Source organism: Bacteroides sp. AN502(2024) (assembly GCF_041227145.1).
Lineage (GTDB): Bacteria > Bacteroidota > Bacteroidia > Bacteroidales > Bacteroidaceae > Bacteroides.
The window spans coordinates 1,325,232-1,347,524 of the sequence record NZ_JBGFSP010000003.1; the positions used below are offsets into that span (position 1 = coordinate 1,325,232).

Annotated in this window: 14 protein-coding genes and 1 pseudogene; 10 read left to right on the forward strand and 5 right to left on the reverse strand. The window is 44.3% G+C overall.

The features are described 5' to 3' along the window. The first annotated feature begins 21 nt into the window (after positions 1-21). The 10 genes and pseudogenes from AB9N12_RS05240 (at position 22) to AB9N12_RS05285 (ending at position 13,833) form a co-directional block, all read left to right on the forward strand. Entirely contained in the window at positions 22-1,632 is a 1,611-nt protein-coding gene (locus tag AB9N12_RS05240) for a fimbrillin family protein (protein ID WP_369890292.1), read from the forward strand. Between the two features lie 81 nt (positions 1,633-1,713). After that, on the forward strand, positions 1,714-2,301 hold the full coding sequence (locus tag AB9N12_RS05245; RefSeq protein WP_369890294.1) for a hypothetical protein: 588 nt from the start codon (positions 1,714-1,716) through the stop codon (positions 2,299-2,301). After that, positions 2,288-2,854: a PepSY-associated TM helix domain-containing protein gene (locus AB9N12_RS05250; protein WP_369890296.1), complete on the forward strand. Its 567-nt coding sequence runs from the start codon at positions 2,288-2,290 to the stop codon at positions 2,852-2,854. Before AB9N12_RS05245 ends, AB9N12_RS05250 begins: the two co-directional genes overlap by 14 nt. Positions 2,855-2,876: 22 nt before the next feature. Beyond that, entirely contained in the window at positions 2,877-3,764 is an 888-nt protein-coding gene (locus AB9N12_RS05255) for an ABC transporter ATP-binding protein (protein ID WP_369890298.1), read from the forward strand. Positions 3,765-3,788: 24 nt separating this feature from the next. After that, positions 3,789-4,457, forward strand: coding sequence for a hypothetical protein (locus AB9N12_RS05260; RefSeq protein ID WP_369890300.1), 669 nt, complete (start codon positions 3,789-3,791; stop codon positions 4,455-4,457). Between the two features lie 35 nt (positions 4,458-4,492). Further along, positions 4,493-5,527 (forward strand): DUF4857 domain-containing protein, encoded by a 1,035-nt coding sequence (locus tag AB9N12_RS05265; protein ID WP_369890302.1) that lies wholly within the window; start codon positions 4,493-4,495, stop codon positions 5,525-5,527. A 264-nt stretch (positions 5,528-5,791) separates the two neighbouring features. Then, positions 5,792-7,039, forward strand: coding sequence for a lamin tail domain-containing protein (locus AB9N12_RS05270; RefSeq protein ID WP_369890304.1), 1,248 nt, complete (start codon positions 5,792-5,794; stop codon positions 7,037-7,039). Positions 7,040-7,116: 77 nt separating this feature from the next. Next, positions 7,117-9,573: pseudogene (locus tag AB9N12_RS05275) on the forward strand (DUF4922 domain-containing protein). A gap of 485 nt (positions 9,574-10,058) precedes the next feature. Continuing rightward, on the forward strand, positions 10,059-10,943 hold the full coding sequence (locus AB9N12_RS05280; protein ID WP_369890307.1) for an Rpn family recombination-promoting nuclease/putative transposase: 885 nt from the start codon (positions 10,059-10,061) through the stop codon (positions 10,941-10,943). A 454-nt stretch (positions 10,944-11,397) separates the two neighbouring features. Next, complete coding sequence (locus AB9N12_RS05285) at positions 11,398-13,833, forward strand: glycoside hydrolase N-terminal domain-containing protein (RefSeq protein WP_369890309.1); 2,436 nt, start codon at positions 11,398-11,400, stop codon at positions 13,831-13,833. A 133-nt stretch (positions 13,834-13,966) separates the two neighbouring features. Here AB9N12_RS05285 and AB9N12_RS05290 read toward each other — a convergent pair whose 3' ends face one another. Genes AB9N12_RS05290 through AB9N12_RS05310 form a run of 5 tightly spaced genes read right to left on the reverse strand, consistent with a single transcriptional unit; the run spans position 13,967 to position 22,194 of the window. Then, the gene (locus AB9N12_RS05290; RefSeq protein ID WP_369890311.1) at positions 13,967-15,058 is read right to left on the reverse strand and encodes a thioredoxin family protein; all 1,092 of its coding nucleotides are present in this window, start codon (positions 15,056-15,058) and stop codon (positions 13,967-13,969) included. Between the two features lie 21 nt (positions 15,059-15,079). Then, complete coding sequence (locus AB9N12_RS05295; protein ID WP_369890313.1) at positions 15,080-16,675, reverse strand: PKD-like family lipoprotein; 1,596 nt, start codon at positions 16,673-16,675, stop codon at positions 15,080-15,082. A gap of 8 nt (positions 16,676-16,683) precedes the next feature. Next, complete coding sequence (locus AB9N12_RS05300) at positions 16,684-17,598, reverse strand: DUF4843 domain-containing protein (protein ID WP_369890315.1); 915 nt, start codon at positions 17,596-17,598, stop codon at positions 16,684-16,686. A 19-nt stretch (positions 17,599-17,617) separates the two neighbouring features. Further along, a complete protein-coding gene (locus AB9N12_RS05305) occupies positions 17,618-19,171 on the reverse strand; it encodes a RagB/SusD family nutrient uptake outer membrane protein (protein ID WP_369890317.1) in 1,554 nt (517 codons plus the stop codon). Positions 19,172-19,188: 17 nt separating this feature from the next. Then, on the reverse strand, positions 19,189-22,194 hold the full coding sequence (locus AB9N12_RS05310) for a SusC/RagA family TonB-linked outer membrane protein (RefSeq protein ID WP_369890319.1): 3,006 nt from the start codon (positions 22,192-22,194) through the stop codon (positions 19,189-19,191). Positions 22,195-22,293: the final 99 nt, after the last annotated feature.

Here is a 22,293-nt window from a genome sequence, read left to right on the forward strand (position 1 = left end):
ATAAACTAAATTTATTAAGCAATGAAAAAGAGTTTGACATTTATCTTCGCAGCAGCACTTTTGGTATCTTGCCAACAAGAGGAGAATGAAGCCACGACTCCTGCAAACAGTCGCATCACCATCTCTCCTGTGATTACACGTGCTACGGAAGTTAACTTTGAAACCGGAGATAAAATCGGTGTTACAATTACCCAAAACGGTGACTTCGTATATGCGGAAAACAAACCGATGACATACAATGACGGAGTATTTGCCAGTGATTTACTTTGGTACCCGGAAGGAAACGACAAATCGCAAATAGTAGCCTATTATCCTTATAGAGAAGGTAATACTCCGGCTTCATTTTCTGTAAAGACCGATCAGACCAGCGGATATGGAGCATCGGATTTCATGGCAGCAAAGAAATCGGATGTGCTTCCGACTGCAAACGCTATAAGCATGAATTTTAAGCACTTGCTTACCAAACTGGTGATTCATGTAACGAAGGATGTAGAAGCAAACATCTCGTCCATCGTATTGAAAGGCTCTATCCCGACCGCGACTCTTGATTTGTCAGCTCTCACAGTGACTGCTGATGCAAACGCCTCTGCTACAAGTATTGTTGCACAGGCCGTTAAAGCGAATGAGACATACCGCGCTATTATCGTTCCCCAAACAGTGGCCTTGACACTTGAAGTAGCAACATCTGACGGTAAGACCTTGTCGCAAAAGCTCACTTCTACCACTTTGGCACAAGGAGGACAATACAGTGTCAACATTCGCGTGTTACCTGACGATATAAAAGTCATACTTAGTGGTGACATTGAAAACTGGACAGATGAGGGCGAAATCGGGGCTGATAATGAAATTCCTTTCGAAGAACATCTCGATCAGAACTATTTCCTGTATGACAATGTGAAATATAAGACGGTAACTCTCTCAAACGGTACGACATGGATGGCAGAAGCGCTTATCTATTTACCGAAAGGATATACTCCTTCAAGTGATCCAACGGTAGATTCACATATCTGGTATCCTTATGAGATCGTGGATGGGGTAGCAAAAGCCTTAACTTCCGAAGCTGCAATTAAAGAATCAGGGTATCTCTATGACTTAGAAGCAGCACTAGGTCAGAAAATTACAGAAGAGAACTTTGCTTCTTTTGAAGGGAAACAAGGTATCTGTCCAAAGGGTTGGCATATACCAACACGTACCGATTATTTCAATCTTGTAGGTAATTCCAATGCAGCAGAAGGAGAAACCGGACAGCAATATAAAGAAGATGCACTCTTCTATGATAAGGATTATCAAGCCGCCAAAGTCCAATCATTTATCGATGCAGGATTTAACTATCCGATTTCGGGTGTACGTATGTCCACGGGGTATTCATCCACTCCAAGATATCAAACAGTTACTACGAACAGCACCAATTGCAGCAAAGAAGAATGGTATAACAAATGTACAACAACCTATTACATGACCTCAACAGCCTACAAAGTCGCTAAAAAAGCCGATGTAGTAAGCAATATTCAATATTTTTCACTCATGGGGGCATTTGCGAAGAATAATCCAGAGGGGAAAGTCTCAGTAAGTTTTGCCAGCATACTTTGCGGACAAGCAATTCGTTGCGTAAAAGATCAAGCCGGCAACTAAAGGATTCATATTTGTTTCATGCCGGGAAACGAAAAGAATCAAGAAGGTTATTACCAACTATATAAAAATGAAGCAAGAACAATGAAAACAAAAAAGCTAACAATCGTAATTGCCATCGTGGCAATGACTTTTATCGGAACCTCATGTGGTAACAAACAACAGAAAAGCGTATCAGAAACGACTACAGAACAGGCTGCATTTTCCGCCTTGGGAATCGACTCTCTTCTTGCCAATGCCGAAAGCCTTGTAGGACAAGAAGTGACCATTGAAGGCGTCTGCACACATACCTGTAAACATGGAGCCAAAAAAATCTTCCTGATGGGTAGTGACGATACCCAAATGATCCGTGTAGAAGCGGGAACCTTGGGAGCATTCGACCCTAAATGCATAAACTCCATCGTTCGTGTTACCGGAACACTCAAAGAACAACGCATTGACGAAGCTTATCTCCAGAACTGGGAGGCACAGCTCAAAGCACAAGCTACCGAGAAACACGGAACCGACAAAGCCGGATGCGATTCTGAAAAGAAAGCACGTGGCGAAACAGCCAACACCCCTGAAGCCCGCATTGCAGATTTCCGTGCAAAAATAGCCGACCGCAAGGCTGAAACAGGAAAAGAGTATCTATCTTTCTATTTCATGGAAGCTATCTCGTATGAAGTGGAGTAACAACATCCGTAAGTGGAGTCGACTCATACACCGTGACTTATCATTTTTCTTTTCCGGAATGGTATTGATATATGCCATTTCCGGAATAGTAATGAATCACCGTAATACGATCAACCCGCACTTTTCCATCACACGGAAAGAGTATAAAATAGCAGAAAAGCTACCGGATGAAGCAGATATGAACAAGGAAAAAATACTCCCCCTCCTAGAACCGTTGGGAGAAAGCGGCAACTATACCAAGCATTACTTCCCGAAAACGGACGTAATGAAAGTATTCCTGAAAGGCGGATCCAACCTCCTCGTCAATGTGAAAACGGGGGAAGCGGTCTATGAATCCGTCACCCGCCGTCCGCTTATCGGAGCAATGTCCCGCTTGCATTACAACCCGGGACAATGGTGGACTTACTTTGCGGATATTTTCGCTATCGCTCTTATGATCATTACGCTTTCCGGCATCATCATGCTGAAAGGGAATAAGGGTATAATCGGAAGGGGAGGAATCGAACTAATTGCCGGAATCTTGATTCCCATTCTTTTCCTTTTCTTCTTTTGAATAGAATAACAGATAAAATCAAATGGAGCATATTATCGAATGTAACAACCTGACGCATTATTACGGCAAACGGTTGATTTACAAAAATCTTAGTTTCACAGTACCCAAAGGACGTATCCTGGGACTATTGGGAAAGAACGGTACGGGCAAGACCACCACGATCAATATCTTGAGCGGTTACCTGAAACCCCATTCGGGAGAATGTCGCATTTTCGGACAGGAGATACAGACAATGGCACCGGCTCTGCGCCGCAATATAGGACTGCTCATCGAAGGTCATGTGCAATACCAATTCATGACCATCACCGAGATAGAGAAGTTCTATGCAGCTTTCTATCCCGGACAATGGAAAAAGGAAGCCTATTACGAACTGATGAATAAATTGAAAGTAGCCACCGGACAACGTATCTCGCGTATGTCCTGCGGACAACGTTCACAAGTAGCCCTCGGATTGATTCTCGCACAGAACCCGGAACTTCTCGTACTGGATGATTTCTCTCTCGGACTCGATCCCGGCTATCGTCGCCTGTTTGTCGACTATCTCCGCGACTATGCCCGTTCAGAAGGAAAAACCGTCTTTCTGACCTCGCATATCATTCAGGATATGGAACGGCTTGTTGACGACTGTATCATCATGGACTACGGAAAGATACTGATCCAGAAGCCAATCACCGAACTATTGGAAAAAGGCCGGCGCTATACCTTCACTGTTCCTGAAGGCTACGAACTTCCTGCATCCGATGATTTCTATCATCCTTCTGTCATAAGGAACCGGTTGGAGACCTTCTCCTTCCTTCAACCGGCAGAAACAGAAGCAAAACTAAAATCCATGTCAGTGCCCTACACGAATTTTCATAGTGAACAGGTCAATCTGGAAGATGCATTTATCGGCCTGACAGGCAAATACTAGAATCGTTGATAATTTATAAAAACAATGTACGCTATATTTTATAAAGAATGGATAAAGACACGGTGGTATTTTCTACTAGCCGTGCTCGCCACACTTGGTTTTACCGGCTACTGTATGCTCCGCATCAACCGGGTGATAGAGATGAAAGGGGCTGCTCATGTGTGGGAAGTGATGCTGCAACGAGATGTCATCTTCATTGATATGTTGCAATATATCCCCCTGATTACAGGAGTCTTGATGGCTATTGTACAATTTGTTCCCGAGATGCAGCGCAAATGCCTGAAGCTAACACTTCATCTGCCTTATCCGGAGTTGAAGATGACGGGAAATATGTTGCTTTCGGGGTTAGTATTACTACTTGTCTGCTTCGCTTCCAATTTTCTGTTAATGGAAATATACCTGAACGGAATACTTGCCCATGAACTGAAGAACCACCTATTGCTCACCGCTCTCACCTGGTATCTTGCCGGAATTTCCGGTTACCTGCTTGTGGCATGGATCTGTCTCGAACCGGCATGGAAACGTCGTATTCTGAATCTCATAATCGCAGTATTATTACTCAGAATCTTCTTTCTGTCGTCCACACCGGAAGCATATAACAAGTTCCTCCCTTATTTAGCGGTTTATACGTTGTTGACAGCTTCTTTCTCATGGCTTTCTATCGTACGATTCAAGGCAGGAAAACAGGACTAGGAACAAGTAAAGATTAAAAATAAAAAGATTGAATAATGAGACGTTTCAGTACTATATTATTATATGTAACCATCGCTTTTCTGCTTCTTTGGCAGTTGCCCTGGTGTTACAATTTTTTTGTCGTAAAACCGGAGAAGACTCCTTTTACCCTATACAGTTTCGTGATTGGCGATTTTGCGCAAATGGGACAGGAAGAGGGAAAAGGAACCGTACGTCGCGACCTGGCTGGAAATATTTATTCGGAGGCTGCTTTCGACAGTATCCTGCCGATGTTTTATTTTCGTCAGCTGATGTCCGATGAACGTTTTCCGGATACCATTCAAGGAATTGCAGTAACTCCTAAAATGGTACAGACGGAAAACTTCAACTTCCGTAGTGTGCCTTCGGATATCAATGCGCCTTCTATCGGACTTTATCCTCTGATGGAATCCCTGTCAGGACGTGTAGACCTGAAAATGCCGGACGATGTATTCCGCATCACCTCCCAAGGAATCGAATTTATTGACATGGCCTCCAACTGCGTGAAGGAAGACAAGAGCCACCAGTTTACCGAAGCTATGACTAAAAAAGGTTTCCACTTTCCCGCAACGGCAATTGCAGGAAATCCAACGGTAAAAAAAGAGTATGACGAAGGGTATCTTCTGCTGGATGCCAACCGCCGTCTGTTTCATCTGAAACAGGTGAAAGGGCGTCCGTATGTTCGTGCTATCACCTTGCCTGAAGGAGTGACACCGGAACATCTGTATCTGACAGAATTCAGAAACAAGAAGACACTTGCCTTCATGACCGATGTCAACAAGGCCTTCTATGTACTGCAGAACCGGACATACGAAGTGGTGAAAACAGGCATTCCGGTATTCAATCCCGAAACAGATGCCCTAACCATTATCGGTAATATGTTCGCTTGGACGGTACGCGTGACTACTCCGACCTCTGATAACTATTACGCATTGAATGCCGACGATTATTCATTGATTAAAAAATTAGAAAACAAATCGTCCACTTATTCCATGCCCGGCATTACTTTTACCTCTCATACAGATAAATATGTAATGCCACGTTTCGAATAGTATTCCAATATTGAATGTAACCGTTGCAAAGGGCTATCAAAAGTCAATCTATTAAATAGGACTTCGGATAGCCCTTCACTGTTTTCTTTCCCTACATTGATAAAAAACAAAAAGAATTATCATCTTTTTTCTGTAAGTATGCTCTTTTTCCGGCAAAAAAAATTATCTTTGTCCAATCATTCAACTTTTTAAGCCGCAATTGGTTCTGCATTATACATAAACAAATACGGTAAAATAAGAATAAAAACTAAAAATCAAAGCCGTATGAAAGTTTATAAAGTATTGGGTTCCCTAAGTCTCTTTGTGATGGTATTCTATCATTGTTCACTTCCTGCTGATGACGAAGAAAAAGGAGAAGATACGGCTACTTCCGGGCTTCCTTGGGAAGGAGAAACGGATAAGTTCACCATCAATTCTAAAGAAGGTGTTCATCTGAATGACCCACAACAAGATGCCGGGACGGCTTATCTCACCATACCGTCCACATCGGTGAAGAATACCCGTTGGGAATTTGGAGTGCATCTCACATTCAACCCTTCCGCCAACAATTATGCACGGTTTTATCTGACCTCTTCTTCCAAGGTACTTTCCGGTAAACTAAACGGCTATTATATTCAAATAGGAGGCTCCAAAGATAATATAGCCCTTTACCGCCAGAAGGAAGACGGTACCCAACTGCTGGCTTCAGGCAGAGAACTGATGAAAGGCAATAACTCACCGAAGCTATCCATCAAAGTAGAATGTGACAATAACGGTTACTGGACCTTCTGGACACGTCTCGAATCCGAGAATGAATATGTCAAAGAGGAACAAGTGAAAAATATGGATATACCGACTTCGCTCTGCTGCGGTATATACTGCATCTATACCAAAACCCGCTGTAAAGGATTTACATTTCCTCACATACGGCTATCTCATGACGTGGAAACGACCACCACACCCGACGAAACACCTGAAATACCGGATCATCCGGACACACCCGAATTACCGGAAGATGTGAGAGGCATGCTTCTTTTCAATGAAATAATGTATGACAATGCTACTGATGGCGCAGAATATATAGAAATCTATAATCCGACCGAAACAACGGTCAGCGTACCGGCCCTTTATCTATATAAAATGTATAAAGATGGCACCATATACAGCACTACTACCCTTCAAAATGAGAATACGTCCATCCCTCTTAACATTCCATCCAAAGGATATCTTTGTTTCACCAAATACGGCAACAAGGTAATTCAAAAACATAAAGTCGGAGGAGAAACGCTGATTATAATACCTAACTTTCCTGCTTTAAGCAATAAGGGAGGTTATCTGGCACTCTCAAGTAGTAAAAAGACAGCAGCAGGACATACTTTTGACACTTGCTGTTTCAGAGATGAGATGCATACATCAGAAAAGACAATTGGCATCTCACTCGAAAAGAAATCCCCGGAGCTGACCTCCCTCAATAAGAATTGGCACTCATCCAAACATACAACCGGAGGTACACCCGGAATAAAAAACATGTAAGAGTATGCATATCTATAATAAATTCCCTACATTTGTAGACATCCACTCTATAACAATCCTTTAATAATAAAATCAAGATGAAGAAAAAAATGAATTGCTTCATACCTTTCGGCACCCCGGAAGATACTATGCAGACAGTAAAAGAACTACAAGCATCAGAGCTGGTAAACAAAATCTATTTATTAAGCTCGGATCCCAGTAAGAGAGCTCTTCCGGGTTGTGAATATCTCTTTGTTATAAAGGATTATATTCCACAGACACAATGAGAACAATTGCAGCCAATGCGGACACGGAATATACTCTGCTCTACCTGAAACAAACTCCATTAGAACTGGGGCTATACGCCTTGGAACGCATGGTGCAGATTCTGGAGAGCGACAGAAAGAATGGAATGGTTTATGCCGACCACTACCAGCTGATTAACGGAGAAGTTAAACAAGCACCTGTCATTGACTACCAACTAGGAAGTGTCCGGGATGATTTCGACTTCGGATCCATGCTTCTATTCAGTTCTTCCGCCTTCACTAAAATAGCAGAGGTTGTGCAGGAAGAGTACAAATACGCCGGATTATATGCGATGCGTTTATTCATCTCTTACAAACACTCAATTGTACACATCAATGAATATCTGTATACCGAGATTGAAACAGATACCAGGAAAAGCGGAGAAAAACAATTCGACTATGTAAATCCCCAAAATCGGGAAGTGCAAATGGAGATGGAAGCGGCCTGCACCGAATACCTGAAATGTATTGATGCTTACTTCATGCCTACTTCTTCACGGCCTGTAAATCTTCACAGCGAAAGCTTTGAATTCGAGGCATCTGTCATCATCCCTGTACGTAATCGTGCTCATACAATCCGTGATGCTGTCAATTCGGCTTTGAAGCAACGGACTACTTTCTCTTTTAACATCATTGTCATCGACAATCATTCCACCGATGGAACAACGGAAATACTCCGGGAACTAAGCACTGATAACAGAGTGATCCATCTCATTCCCCAAGAAAATGATTTAGGTATAGGAGGATGTTGGAATAAGGCCATATATCACGAGAAATGTGGAAAGTTTGCTATACAGTTAGATAGTGACGATTTATATAAAGATGAATCCACTCTACAGAAAATTGTAGACACCTTTTACAAGGAAAGTTGCGCAATGGTCATAGGTACCTATCTAATGACCGACTTCCAACTGAACGAAATAGCTCCCGGTATCATCGACCACAAAGAGTGGACACCGGAAAATGGGAAGAATAACGCTCTACGTATCAATGGCCTGGGCGCTCCACGGGCTTTCTACACCCCTATTCTTCGCGATATTAAATTGCCGAATACCAGCTATGGGGAAGATTATGCCATAGGATTAAGAATCTCGCGGGAATATAAAATCGGACGTATCTATGATGTAATATACCTCTGTCGCCGTTGGGAAGGTAACTCTGACGCTGCATTAAGCACAGAAAAAGTCAATCGGAACAACTTCTACAAAGACCGAATCCGCACATGGGAAATGAAGAACAGAATCCAGATGCATACTATCGATCCAGAGTTTCAAGGAGTTGTAGAGGAAATGATAGAGAACCAAAAAGAAAACTGGGAACTTGCGAAAAGGAACTATAAAGCGTTGGAAGAAAATCTGAAAAAGAAAAAAGTATTGAAACTGAAGGAAGAAAATAGAGAGATGAAAGTCCGAATTTTCCCGAATCCCCAACGCATCCTTCTCGACTATGGCAAAAACAGACAGCCACTCCATCCAAGAAAGACCTTGTTTCTTATGCAGGAAAAGCCGCCCTGCAGAGCAAACCTATCTACCCTTCGGACATTACGAGATATGCCTCAACCCCTACCCCATTTTTCAGCGTCACTTGACAATCATCGACAAGGAACATACTCCACAAAGCATGAAAGGACGTTTTGAAGATATGCTTCATTTGGCTGAAAACCTGGATGAGTTCTATATACTCTATAACGGACCGGAGTGCGGTGCTTCCGCCCCTGACCACATGCATTTCCAGGCAGCCGGAAAAGAAGAAGAACTGTTTAACCCTTTTGCGCTGAATTTCATGGCGGATATATTAGAAAACAAAAGCGGCGCGATAACTTATGCAGACAATGTATTCACCACTTGCATAGGTATGACATCAGATCTGAAAGTTAACTTACTGCAACAATTTGAAAAGATCTACGAGAATCTTTCCATCATTTATTCGGATAAGGAACCTTTAATCAACATGATAACCTGGTATGGTCTCGATAAAATAAACCATTTCGGAGGTGATGAAATAGAAGTATGGAACTGCCTCATTTTCCTACGCTCAAAACATCGTCTCGATTGTTATTATGCTCCAAATGAAAAAGGGATATTAATAAGTCCGGCTGTTGCAGAGATGGGTGGTATACTCCCGATTGTCAGAGAAGAAGACATGGGTAAACTAAACACCCAAAAACTCACAGAGATTTACAAGGAGATCAGTTTATCTACCCAACAGTTAAATACTCTATGTGATCAACTATTCAAGAAGAAACAATGATAAAGTAGTACGCAAGTCCCCTGACAAGTGCAGTTTCGTGCCTTGAGACAAAGAGTTTTGTGCCTTGAAACAACGTGTTTCAAGCAATTGAACTGTCTTGTAACAAATCGGGCTCTCAAAAAATAGGCGGTGATAGATGACAGATGAGAGGCTGTCTAACAACCCAAAGTTAGTCAGTCTCCAGCCATTGACATTGAGTCCATCAAGGACAGGCAACTTAATTTGCTTTGAGTTATTTCGAATTCACGTTATTTAAAAATTTTCTAAGGCAAAACAAGGCTATTTTATCGTTTCTAAAAGCCTGCGGACGTTTTGCAAGCGTGCAAAATCGTTTCTAATGCGAATTCGATATATTGAATAAATATATCCCTGAATAAAAGAACTGTTTTAGTTAAAAAAAAGAAACAGGACCGCATGCTTCGGAAAATAGACTATCTTTGTTCCAATCGGATACACATTGTCTCGGATAAACTAAAAAAAATAGAATGGGAAACTTTATCAATCCGTTTACGGATGTAGGATTTAAAAAAATATTCGGGCAGGAGATAACGAAAGACTTGTTGATCGATTTCTTAAACGGATTGCTTGTGAACGAGAAGTGTATCACCGACATAACCTTTCTGGACAAGGAATTGCTTCCGGAATACATGGGAGACAGAGGGGTTATCTATGACATTTATTGTACGACGGAAAACGGTGAACAACTGGTTGTCGAGATGCAGAACAAGCAGCAGACGAACTTTAAGGAGCGTGCCCTTTTTTACCTGTCCCACACCATTGCCCGTCAGGGAGAGCGGGGTATTTTTTGGAAGTTTGACTTAAAAGCGGTGTACGGCGTATTTTTCTTGAACTTCAGCCTGCCTAACGGTTCCCACAAACTGCGTACGGATGTGGTATTGGCCGACCGAGACACGCATGAGACATTCTCAGACAAGTTGCGCTTTATCTTTATCGAACTCCCGTCTTTCAACAAGGAGGAGTCTGAATGTGATACGGATTTTGAACGTTGGATTTATGTATTGAAGAACATGGAAACATTGAAAAGAATGCCTTTCAAGGCACGGAAATCAGTCTTCGAGAAGTTGGAAAAGATTGTCGATATCGCTTCCCTGAGCAAAGAAGAACGCATGAAATACGATGAGAGCATCAAAGTGTTTCGTGACCAACTGGTTACTATTTCGTTTGCGGAAGAGGAAGGCATAAAGAAGGGTATGGAGAAAGGAATGAAGAAAGGCATAGAGAAAGGTCGGAAGGAAGGCATGAAAGAAAAGAGTTTGGAAATTGCCCGTAATCTAAAGAAACTAGGTATTCCCGTTACCACTATCTCGCAGGCTTCCGGACTTTCCATAGACGAGATTGAAAGAATCTGATAGCACTCGATTACCTTCACCTTCCAAACAGATTCACCCCCTATGCTCATCCTAGGAATCGAGGCGATTGGATATTACTATTGTTGTCATAAAGAACGATATTTATAAATTGAAATACAAAAATCAAGAGGCTGTCTAACAGGCCTCAGTAATTAGAAGGAGGGTGTGTCATAATGCCTAAATATAAAGATTCACCCCTGCCACAGATAGCTATAGCAGGGGTAATTTCCTCAAAAAGGGGATTTTGACACACCCTCAATCGTTAAAATAGGACTTGTTAGACAGCCTCGCTCTGTAAATACGATGAATAAAGAGTATCAGGGCGATGGTGATAGGTTGAAAGAGGATTTTCATTTTTATATATGGGGGAGTCGTGCTTCCAAGGTAAATTTAGTAACCGTTTTTTTTCATCTGTATTGGAAAATAAGCTACCTTTGCTACAAATCCATACAATATGAACAGAAACACTTTTTTTGTATTACTTCTATTAATAAGCAACCTTGTTTCAGGACAGGACCTGAAACTGTGGTATAGTCAACCTGCACAAAATTGGTCGGAATCCCTCCCTATCGGCAACTCCCGTCTTGGAGCCATGGTATATGGCGGAATCGAACGCGAAGAATTACAACTCAATGAAGAAACATTTTGGGCAGGTTCTCCCTACAATAATAATAACTCGAATGCCGTACATGTGCTACCGGTTGTACGCAAACTGATTTTCGAAGGAAGAAACAAGGAAGCGCAAAAACTCATTGACGCCAACTTTCTGACTAAACAACACGGTATGAGCTATCTGACATTAGGCAGCCTCTATCTGGAATTCCCGGAACACAAAAACGCATCCGGCTTCTACCGCGATCTGAATTTGGAGAATGCAACGACTACTACCCGTTACCAAGTGGATAACGTCACTTATACCCGCACCACTTTTGCTTCATTTACTGACAATGTCATTATTATGTATATCAAAGCAAGTAAAGCAAACGCACTGAACTTTACTATTGCATATAACTGCCCTTTAGCACATCAGGTGAATGTTCAGAATAATAAGCTGACCGTCACTTGTCAAGGGAAAGAGCAGGAAGGTTTGAAAGCCGCACTACGGGCAGAATGTCAAATCCAAGTAATAACGAATGGCACTCTCCGCCCGGCAGGAAATACGCTCCAAATAAATGAAGGAACAGAAGCCACCCTTTATATATCGGCAGCAACCAACTACGTAAACTACCAGGATGTCAGCGCCGATGAATCCCACCGGGCCAGCGAGTATCTGCAAAGAGTGATACAAACACCTTATGAAAAAGCTCTCAAAAACCATATCGCTTATTATAAAAAACAATTTGACCGTGTACACTTTACATTACCGGCAGGCAAAACGTCCCAACTGGAAACTCCCCAACGAATTGAAAACTTCGGAAATGGGGAAGACATGGCAATGGTAGCTCTACTTTTCCAATATGGACGTTATCTGCTGATTTCTTCTTCGCAACCGGGTGGGCAACCGGCTAATCTGCAAGGCATTTGGAATAACAGTACTCATGCACCTTGGGATAGTAAATATACCATCAATATCAATACAGAAATGAACTATTGGCCTGCAGAAGTCACCAATTTAAGTGAAACACATAGCCCATTATTCTCTATGTTGAAAGATTTATCCGTCACAGGAGCCCAAACCGCCCGAACAATGTATAACTGTCGGGGATGGGTAGCACATCATAATACCGACTTATGGAGAATCTGCGGGGTCGTTGATTTTGCTGCAGCCGGCATGTGGCCTAGCGGTGGTGCCTGGTTGGCTCAACATATCTGGCAACATTATCTTTTCAGCGGAGATAAAGAATTTCTAAAAGAATATTATCCGATACTGAAAGGAACCGCCCAATTCTATATGGACTTTCTGGCGGAACATCCTACCTATAAATGGCTGGTGGTGGCTCCTTCCGTATCCCCGGAACATGGTCCGGTCACCGCCGGATGCACCATGGATAACCAAATTGCCTTTGATGCGCTGTATAATACCTTATTAGCTTCACACATTGCAGGTGAAGCCCCCTCTTTCCAAGATTCTCTCAAACAAACACTAGAGAAGCTGCCACCTATGCAAATAGGCAAACATAACCAACTACAAGAGTGGCTTGACGATGTTGACAACCCCAAAGACAAGCACCGTCATATTTCACATTTGTACGGGCTATATCCGAGCAATCAAATTTCTCCATACTCAACCCCCGAGTTATTCCAGGCAGCAAGAAACACATTACTGCAACGAGGTGATAAAGCTACCGGTTGGAGCATTGGTTGGAAAGTCAATTTCTGGGCACGTATGCTGGACGGGAACCATGCTTTCCAAATCATCAAAAACATGATTCAACTATTGCCAAGTGATGACCTGAAAAAAGAATATCCGAACGGACGTACCTACCCCAATATGCTGGATGCCCATCCACCTTTCCAGATTGACGGAAATTTCGGTTATACAGCCGGAGTGGCAGAAATGTTGCTTCAAAGTCATGACGGTGCCGTACATTTATTGCCGGCATTGCCTGATGCCTGGGAAGAAGGAAGTGTAAAGGGGTTGGTGGCACGTGGAAACTTTACTGTCGATATGGACTGGAAAAACAATCTGTTAAATAAAGCGATCATCCGATCGAATATAGGCGGTACGCTCCGTATCCGGTCTTATACTCCCCTGAAGGGGAAAGGCTTAAAACAAGTGAACGGGAAAGAGTGCTCAAATAGATTCTTCGCCACCACTCCTATCAAGCAACCTCTTGTAGCTAAAGGGGTAAGTGCGCAATCTCCCAAACTGCAGAAGGTTTATGAGTATGACATCGAAACAAAGGCCGGTAAAACCTATGTTGTAAATACTATCAAAGGAGAGCAATAAGATATAAGGAGAGGTTAATCTTTTCTCATAAATGAAGAATCGTTTGCAGGGAGGCAGTCTAACAGGTCCTATTTTAACGATTTCGAGGGTGTGTCATAATGCCTAAAAGGGAATTTTGACACACCCTCGACTTCTATTTCTTGTTCATACGAGATTCAATATCGTCCAATGCACGGCTAGCAACAGAGATGCAGCTCGGTGCCATCTCACGCAAGTGTGTGCGTATGAATTCCGACATTTTCTTCAGGATAGCAGGGTCTTCCGTTTTAATCAAACGGGTTAGGTTCATAATCAACAGGCTACGGTCCAACTCTTCCAAACTATCATATTCCTTTGCACACATGGCTACGTAAGCATCATCGTCGCAGGTTAGTCTGCCTTCAATCAGACGGAACATCGGGGCATACTTGTATTTCTTATCCAAACCCAAGTCGAAGATTTCCTTCTTCAATGCCAGGTACTCCTCTTCCTTATAGAGGTTGGAACGCAACTGATAACCGGAGAAATACGTAACCGCCTTTGCCCGATACAGACGGGAAATTCTGTCTGCGATGTCTTCTTTTACCGATGCATCGAACTCGTTGCGATGCTCTACCATGAAGCGCGACTTCGGTTCGTCGATACTCATTGTATAACGGGTAAACAAGAATACATTGGCTTTATCCAACCGTTGCGCATCAGACAGCGAATTGAAATATCCATCGATAATCTCGAATCCTTCTTTCTCCTTGCGCTGCTCCATCATATGAAATGCATAGTTGTTTACCAGTTCAGGGGTACGTTCGCCTGCCTGATAGCGTTCCGCCATGCGTTCCGGTGAACATTCGGGATTCAGTCCTGCCTTTACCTTCGCTATAAATGTATCGCCATCCATGAATCCTTTCAGGTCTGCCTGCACTTTCTCGTTGGTATCCAGAATCACAAAGGTAGGATATGCCTTTACCTCAAAACGGGCGGCAAGTTCCTTGCCCTCTTTCTCGGCATTCAGTTTGAGGCAGACGAAGTTCTTGTTCATATATTCGCCGACCTTCTTTTGGGGGAATGTCTCGCGTGCCATCTTCTTGCAAGGTCCGCACCAGTCGGTATAAAAATCAATAAACACCATTTTCTGTTCCTGACGTGCCGCATTCACCGCTTCCTGAAAAGAGATGGAGCGGAAATCGGTTTGTGCCGGCACCGACAAAGACAAGCCCAATGCAAAGGCTGCTACTACTAATTTTTTCATTTTATTTTTCATGCTATAGTTTTATAAACTTGAATTACGATATTCTACTTTCACCACTTTCAGATCCGTTTTCCACGGATAACTTTTCGTAAGATAGGTGTGCTCCGTCACGATGATGTCATTCGGATTGTCCTCGATAGTATATTTGCGCACCGTGCCTTTTTTGTCATCGCTATAAGTGGCAACGATGAAATCGGTCGGCTTGTTGCTCGATGTGTGATCCATGGCAAGGTAAGTGATTTCTCCATCCATCGTCAGGACTTTCTTTGCCACATTACTTGTGTAGTTATAAGCCCACAGTTCTGCGCCTACGGCATAAAGCAGTATGGGCTGCATGGAAAAGAAAGCATAATGGCTTGCTTGGTCGAAATTCGTGGCTACAGACTTGTCAATCGTGCGCATCAATTGTTTTACTATTCCTGTCGCACCGTATCTGTTGACTTTGAATTTATAGATATAATAATCACCGTTCTCGTCGTTCATCAACGCATAAGAGTATCCTTGAGCATATCCGTTTTCACCATATACCATCTGACGGACAGGATCATAGTGGTTTTGATCTAACCAGAAAGGCGTTTCGGAATCGTTGCACGCCATAGTATGGGTGACACTATAGTATGCTCTATTCTGAATGGTAAAGCGATGATTGGTCTCGTCAAAGAAAGCCACCGCTGACACGCTAGGTGAATTGGCTTGATAAAATACATAAGGGAACGGTTTGTATAAATCCGGTGAATCGGCATCGTAACGGTTGATCGGATTTCCATAGGATTCTACCGAATACATATTCTTACAGAAGTATATATCTCCTTCAGTCATCAGTACCCTCCAACTGCGGGACCTATTCGTATTAGCCGAACTGTAAGGATGAGGAGCAATGTCGACCAATTTCAACGGGCGTGTCACTTCAACGGTAGGGAACACCATCTTGTCGAGAGAGACATCTTCCAATACTCCGAATTTCTCCAAAGAGGATGAATGTTCTAATGAATACGCTCCATTATCGGAGATCGCCCACAGGTTAACCGTATGGGGTAGTGAATGATAGAAACCGGTGAAGATGATATTCTTAGCCTTTTTCATGCCCACGGTATTGTCGAAAATACCCGCCATCACAGTGGTGTCGCGCCCTTCGATCATGCTCACAAAATCCAGACCGCAGGTGCCGTCCTCTTTATCTCCCCACAAATAAAAACCGCGAACGAACGGACTCAACACGGTCAGCGAAGAGACCTTCTCCCATTGCATGCCGGTCTCTTTGTCCGTAGCACGGAAATAGAGACGGTAGTTTCCGGAAGGGACATTCAAAGGGTAGCTCAAGTCCTTCTCCGTACCAATCACGGTGTGAACGTGTTCATTTTCCGACACCGCTTTGTTGCAAAGATACCACTGATAGTCGAATCGGCTTTCGTCGCTGCCGGATAGACTGCCTTTCAGCGTGACAGGAATCTCCAGTGTCTCCTTGTAACCTACGTTATAATATTCGTCTTCAATGCCGCTGATCTCCAGTTCGTTAATTGGCGACAGTGTATTGCAGCCTTCATCTTCCGCGCACGATGCCAGCCCCAACGCTGCAAACACGGCGCACAATATCTGTATTTTCCTCATTACTATCATATCTTTGTTTATTTAAAATAATCTTCCGGTTTCGTAAAAGCCCGCCAAGCACGGGTCCCCCCCAACGTTCCTACCGCGTCAACAAACATCATTGTACCGTCTTCATCCAGCACCACGGTCTCCCGCGATTTCGCCATCTCCAGCAAATAGATAGCTACCTGTTGTCCGATAGCCTCCGCCCTTGCACTAGGCATTACGGTTTTATTGGCATAATCTGCGACTGTCGTATTCGTCAATTCCATAATCAGACGGAATTTTTTAGGAGAGAAATTGCCGAAGAGCCCCAAACCATTACCGCCTTTATCATTTCCGTACCATCCTCCCGAAGAGGTCAGTCCATCGGCACCGCGAGGCATGGACAGTACGTCATAGAAGAAGAGGTTATGAATGGAAGCATCGTGATTACCCGAAAACGCCACATTGTCTGTCGGATCATACACTCCGGGATGGTCACCGTAGTTGTCATATTTCAAATCGAAATGTTCGTTGGGCAGCAATTGCAACTGCAACTGGAGGGTATCCTCATCCATGTGCCCGGTGCGATGCACGGTGAACTTCACTTCCGTGCTCGAAGCTCCCGCCTTAATGACATATTCGTCTTGCAATCCCGTAAAGTCAGTGCCACTAACGGCAGTCGTACTATCCTTATTGACACACAGACGGAACGAACGGTCGTAATCTTTCAATGTGCCCGAAGCCATCACTTTCAACGACAGTTCCACCTCGTCCTCCACGATAGTTCCAAAAGAGACATCCGTATAAAATTGGTGTCCCCACATAGAAGAAAGGATATGATTAGGTCCCCGGCGCACATCAAAGTAGAGACAGTCTTTTCCTTCGTATCCCATCAGATCTTTTTCACAACTTGCCAGCAGAGAAAGCATCCCCAGCAAAGCGCACCCTATTATCACATATTTTTTCATATAGCTCTTTCTTTTATAGTTATTCAGATGTTACACGTTTATCCATTTCCACTTCAGGCATCGGCCATACGTAATCCTGCATGTCCATCTTTACCGTACTCCGAACTGCATCACCGCTCCACCAGTCTTCTGAAAATCCGTTTCCTGCCAATATTTCAGGCATGGCATGACGCTTGTAATAGAAGAACAACTGGCCTTCGCCAATCACCTCACGCATGAACTCGTTGGTAATGTATTCCTGGATGCTTGCTTTCGTATCACTCTCTGTCAATTGCAGGTTCACACAGTTGCGGGCTGCCCGAATGGCATTCAGATGTCCGATGGCCTCTTCCAGATCGTCTGTACATTCGGCGGCTATCAAATGAATCTCACTCATACGAATCAGCGGAATCATATAGCGATAGGCGGCAGCACTCACTCCTTCGTATTTGTTCAAACACAACACCTTCTGCGAACTTACCGTCCCGCCTTCTTCACCACTTTGGTTGACCTCTTCCACCTTCCACATGCACTCTCTCCGCAGGTCGCCCATGTCATCAAAGTAGGAAGTCAGCTTGGATTCGGCGTTACCCTCTTCGAGCGTGGCACCCTGAAAACTGAGGATGGAATTCAAATTAACCGAACGGTTGAAGAACTGGTCGAACAGTTTCGTGCGCGACGTGTTATAAAGAGAGAATATTACTTCCGTCGAAAAAACACGGTCGGGATTATTCGTTGCTGTAACTGCCGACTTAGCCGTCCAGATGAATATTTCATTCTCTTTGTTCTCGGCTATCAGATCCGTAGCCAGTTGATAAGCCTTTTCTTTGTCACCGATCCACAGGTAGGCTCTTGCCAGCAATGCCTGTACCGCAAAATAGTTCATCCGATACTGGCGATAGCGGAAATTGACACTTTCATTCGGATTGTCCGACTCACCGTTCATGACTCCCTCTGTCCGTATCTTGTCGTCCTTCAGCAAGTCGGATGCCGCCTGTAGGTCGCGAATGATTTTCTCCATCACCGTCTTTGCCGGCAGCAAAGGCTGTATTGCCTTTGAAGAGGTCTCCGCGTAAGGAATAGTGATGGCGCCTGCCGTATTGTCGCGATAGATGGGACCGTAGATACGCATCAGGTCGAAATGCAGGAAGGCACGCAATGCCAGTGCCTCTCCCTTCACGTAGGGATAGTAGAGGGCACTCAAAGCCGAACCCGCTTCGTCGCAATGCTCCAACAGCGTATTCAGGTTGGCGATCAGTCCATACTGCGTAGTCCAAATGGAATTGGAAGTACTCTTAAACTGTTCCGGCTGAAAGTTGGCAAATGCATAATAGGTGTGGGTACTGTTTTTCGACACATCGTAATACTGTGCCATGACATCTATCGCCCCCATGGAGAGCGTCGTCGAGTAGTTCTCGTTCATTTTTGTATACACCCCGTTCAAAGAAGACAAAAAGCCTTCGGTCGACCCATACAGTTGGTCTTCCATGATGGAGTCTTCCATGTCAACGGCAAGCCAATCGGCACACGAAGAGAAAGACGCAGCCACTGCCAACGCCATCACTCCTATTCTAATCTTATTTTTTGTAATCATAACTCTTAATTAAACAGTTAAAAACGTAAGCCCAAAGAAGCGGAAATGCTTCTGGAGAAAGGATAATCGAGTCCGCGTTCCTCCTTGACTGTAGAGAGACGGAATATGTTGTTGGTATAGATACGGAAGGTCACCGATGACAAACCGGCTTTCCGAATCCAATCGGACGTAGTATCTTCGTAGCCCAACGAAATGCTGGCGCACTGCAACGTATTCTCATCGGCAATGAAACGGGAGGAGATTTTCGTTTCCGACGTATCGTTGATACGCTTGAACTTGGCAATGTCACCCGGTTTCTGCCAACGATCGTGCAAGGCACGTCTGTCTTGGTTGTAACGCACTGCCACATCATTGATATTTTCCACTTTGTTCAGCAAGGTCTGGAGAACGGTCTGTCCGCCCAAGCGATAGGTGAAGTTCATGCCGAAGGAGAATCCCTTGTAGCGCACCGTAGTGCCGAAGCTTCCCTGTACCTTCGGTGTAGAATCACCACATACAATTTCTTCCGACGAATCCCACTGGTAGGTATATGTACCATCCTTCTTCTGGAAAACCTCGTTTCCGGTCATCGGATCGATACCCATCGAGCGGATTGCCCACAATGCCGTAGAGCTGGCACCATCGTAATAACGGATCAGGGTTTGGCTTGCCCGTCCTTCCTGATTCAGTTTCTCGAGCAAGTCGCCTATATTATAATAGGTAGTGGTAGTATGCAGCAGATTGGCGGTCACCTTCCACAGCAGATCGCGCTGACGGAGAATGTCGTATCCGATTGTCATGGAGACATTCTTATTCTTGGTGGCACCGATATTCATCGGCACGGAGGAGGTACCGGTAGAGGTAGGTTGTTCTACGGCAATCAGTTCCGGGTCGGACTTACGCAGCGTGTAGTCGAGCGCCAATGACAGTCTGCGGTCGAACAGCGTGGCATTCACACCGATATTGTGCGTCAGCGTGCGTTTCCACTCCAAGTTCTTGTTCCCCCACTTGGTGGCGATAGCTGCCAGCCCGAACGGATTGGGATACTGCGTGTAATAGGTATATTCGTTGTTTGCCAACTTAGCATCCACATTCTGATTACCTGGGTTACCGAACGTATAGCGCAGACGCAATGTATTCACAAGCTTCGACTGACGGAAGAACTTCTCGTTGTGGATGTTCCATGCCACACCCAATGAGTAGGTCGTAGAGAATGGATTGTTCACACCGAAAACGGAAGCACCGTCCGAACGCACATTGAAGTCGAACAGATAACGCATGTCATAGGCATAGTTACCATTCAGATAGAAACTGGCGGAACGTGCCTTGACAACGGAAGAAGAAGGCTTGCTACCGTCGGGATAAGAGTTCGAGAAGTTGGGATTATAGAATTTGTCACTGATGTATCCCTGAGTCAGGTATGCGTCCATCGTGGTATTGTTCTCAGCAAGCTGGGCACCACCCACAAAGTTGTACGTATGCACTCCAATGGCATCACCGTAGCTGACAAGCAGGCTTCCGTCATAGTTGGTGCTGTTATTGTTGGTGTGCGAGTAGGTTCCTCTCTTCAGTTCTTCCGTATTGGCGAAAGAGGAGTCGAACGGTGACTTGAACACCTCCGTTTTCCCACGTGTGGTTGTGAAACCGAACTTTCCAATGATACGTAGCTTGTCGATGGGGCGGTATTCCACATTGAAATTATTATTCAATGTCAACTGGTCGCCTCTGTTGAAGCTCTTCTGTTGAAAATCCCACAAGGGGTTATAGACGTACTCAGTCCCGGTAAAAGTGGGGTACGACTCCAGCACCCTATACACCTCTCCGTTTTCATCGTATTTTCCGTAATAAGGATTCGCTCGTGAGAATTGCGAGAAAGACACGACGTTATTGTCGATCTTCGTATAGTAAACGTTCGTCTGATTCGAGAAGTTGAAACGATCGATACGATACGACAAGTTCACCGTTCCGTCGATGTTCTGTCTGCCCGAGTTCTTCATGACACCTTCGGCATTCTTATAGCGCAACGTCAGTCCATAACGGAATGCTGAGTCACCACCTTCGGCATTCAGACTATGGTCATGCATAAACGCTGTGCGTAGCGGTTCGTTCATCCAATAAGAATCCAGCCCGCCCACGATGTTGCGGTAGCGCGAATAATAGAGTTCGCGATTGACGTCCATCAAGATCTCTCCATTGGCATCAAGTGCGCCATAACGTCCCGACAATTTTTCAAATTCCAGTTTTTCTGCTGCATTCATCAGATTGTAATCGCTCAAATCCGCCCAGCTCACCTGATAGTTGCCATTGTAAGTAAAACGCAACCTGCCTGCCTCCGGTTTCTTGGTTTCCACAACCACCACTCCATTAGCAGCCTTCGAACCGTAGATAGCTGCGGACGCCGCATCTTTTAGGATGGTAATGCTTTCCACGCGGTCCATACTCAAATCGGAAATCCGTTCAAGCGAAGTTTCAAAGCCATCGAGGATGAAAAGTGGCTGGTTGGGGTCAGTGCCGTAGGTATCCGACAGTCCGGTGATGCTTGTCTTTCCGTTGATGCTGATGTCTAACTTGCTGTTGGGGTCGGCACCAGCGAGATTGTTCTCCGTAATCACGAACGAAGGGTCGAGGACACTCAAACTTTGAAGGATATTCTGATTACCAATGGCTTTCAGTTCTTCCACCTTGTATGTGGAGGCAGAACCGGTGAAGCTGTCCATGTTACGAGTATAGATACCGGTCACTACCGTTTCGCCCAACTGATGGGCATCCGCCAACATGCGCACGGTCATCTGTTTTCCCTCGCTCGCACGAACTTCCTGCGTCACCATACCGATGTATGAGAACACCAATATATGTTTTCCTTCCGGAATACTCAATTGAAAACGACCTTGTCCATCCGTAGTGACTCCCACTTGCTTGTTGTCTTTCAAAACTACATTCACACCAACCAACGGTAAATCGTCTTCATCGACTACCACACCTCTGTACACCACCCGATGCGAAGACTGAGTTGTTTTTTCACTCTTCGCCTGCTGGGCGTTCACAGTGTTTGTCGCAAAACTGCCTAACAAAATAAAAATCAAGCAGAAACATTTCATTCGGGCTCCCGAATAGAACGGAGACAAACACTTTACATTTGTTAC

Excerpts from the sequence above, each read along its gene's own strand:
- AB9N12_RS05255 (WP_369890298.1), top strand. The coding sequence starts at position 2,877 with ATGGAGCATATTATCGAATGTAACAACCTGACGCATTATTACGGCAAA.
- AB9N12_RS05270 (WP_369890304.1), top strand. The coding sequence starts at position 5,792 with ATGAAAGTTTATAAAGTATTGGGTTCCCTAAGTCTCTTTGTGATGGTA.
- AB9N12_RS05250 (WP_369890296.1), top strand. The coding sequence starts at position 2,288 with ATGAAGTGGAGTAACAACATCCGTAAGTGGAGTCGACTCATACACCGT.
- AB9N12_RS05295 (WP_369890313.1), bottom strand. The coding sequence starts at position 16,675 with ATGATAGTAATGAGGAAAATACAGATATTGTGCGCCGTGTTTGCAGCG.
- AB9N12_RS05285 (WP_369890309.1), top strand. The coding sequence starts at position 11,398 with ATGAACAGAAACACTTTTTTTGTATTACTTCTATTAATAAGCAACCTT.
- AB9N12_RS05300 (WP_369890315.1), bottom strand. The coding sequence starts at position 17,598 with ATGAAAAAATATGTGATAATAGGGTGCGCTTTGCTGGGGATGCTTTCT.
- AB9N12_RS05240 (WP_369890292.1), top strand. The coding sequence starts at position 22 with ATGAAAAAGAGTTTGACATTTATCTTCGCAGCAGCACTTTTGGTATCT.
- AB9N12_RS05245 (WP_369890294.1), top strand. The coding sequence starts at position 1,714 with ATGAAAACAAAAAAGCTAACAATCGTAATTGCCATCGTGGCAATGACT.
- AB9N12_RS05290 (WP_369890311.1), bottom strand. The coding sequence starts at position 15,058 with ATGAAAAAATTAGTAGTAGCAGCCTTTGCATTGGGCTTGTCTTTGTCG.
- AB9N12_RS05260 (WP_369890300.1), top strand. The coding sequence starts at position 3,789 with ATGTACGCTATATTTTATAAAGAATGGATAAAGACACGGTGGTATTTT.
- AB9N12_RS05265 (WP_369890302.1), top strand. The coding sequence starts at position 4,493 with ATGAGACGTTTCAGTACTATATTATTATATGTAACCATCGCTTTTCTG.
- AB9N12_RS05280 (WP_369890307.1), top strand. The coding sequence starts at position 10,059 with ATGGGAAACTTTATCAATCCGTTTACGGATGTAGGATTTAAAAAAATA.
- AB9N12_RS05305 (WP_369890317.1), bottom strand. The coding sequence starts at position 19,171 with ATGATTACAAAAAATAAGATTAGAATAGGAGTGATGGCGTTGGCAGTG.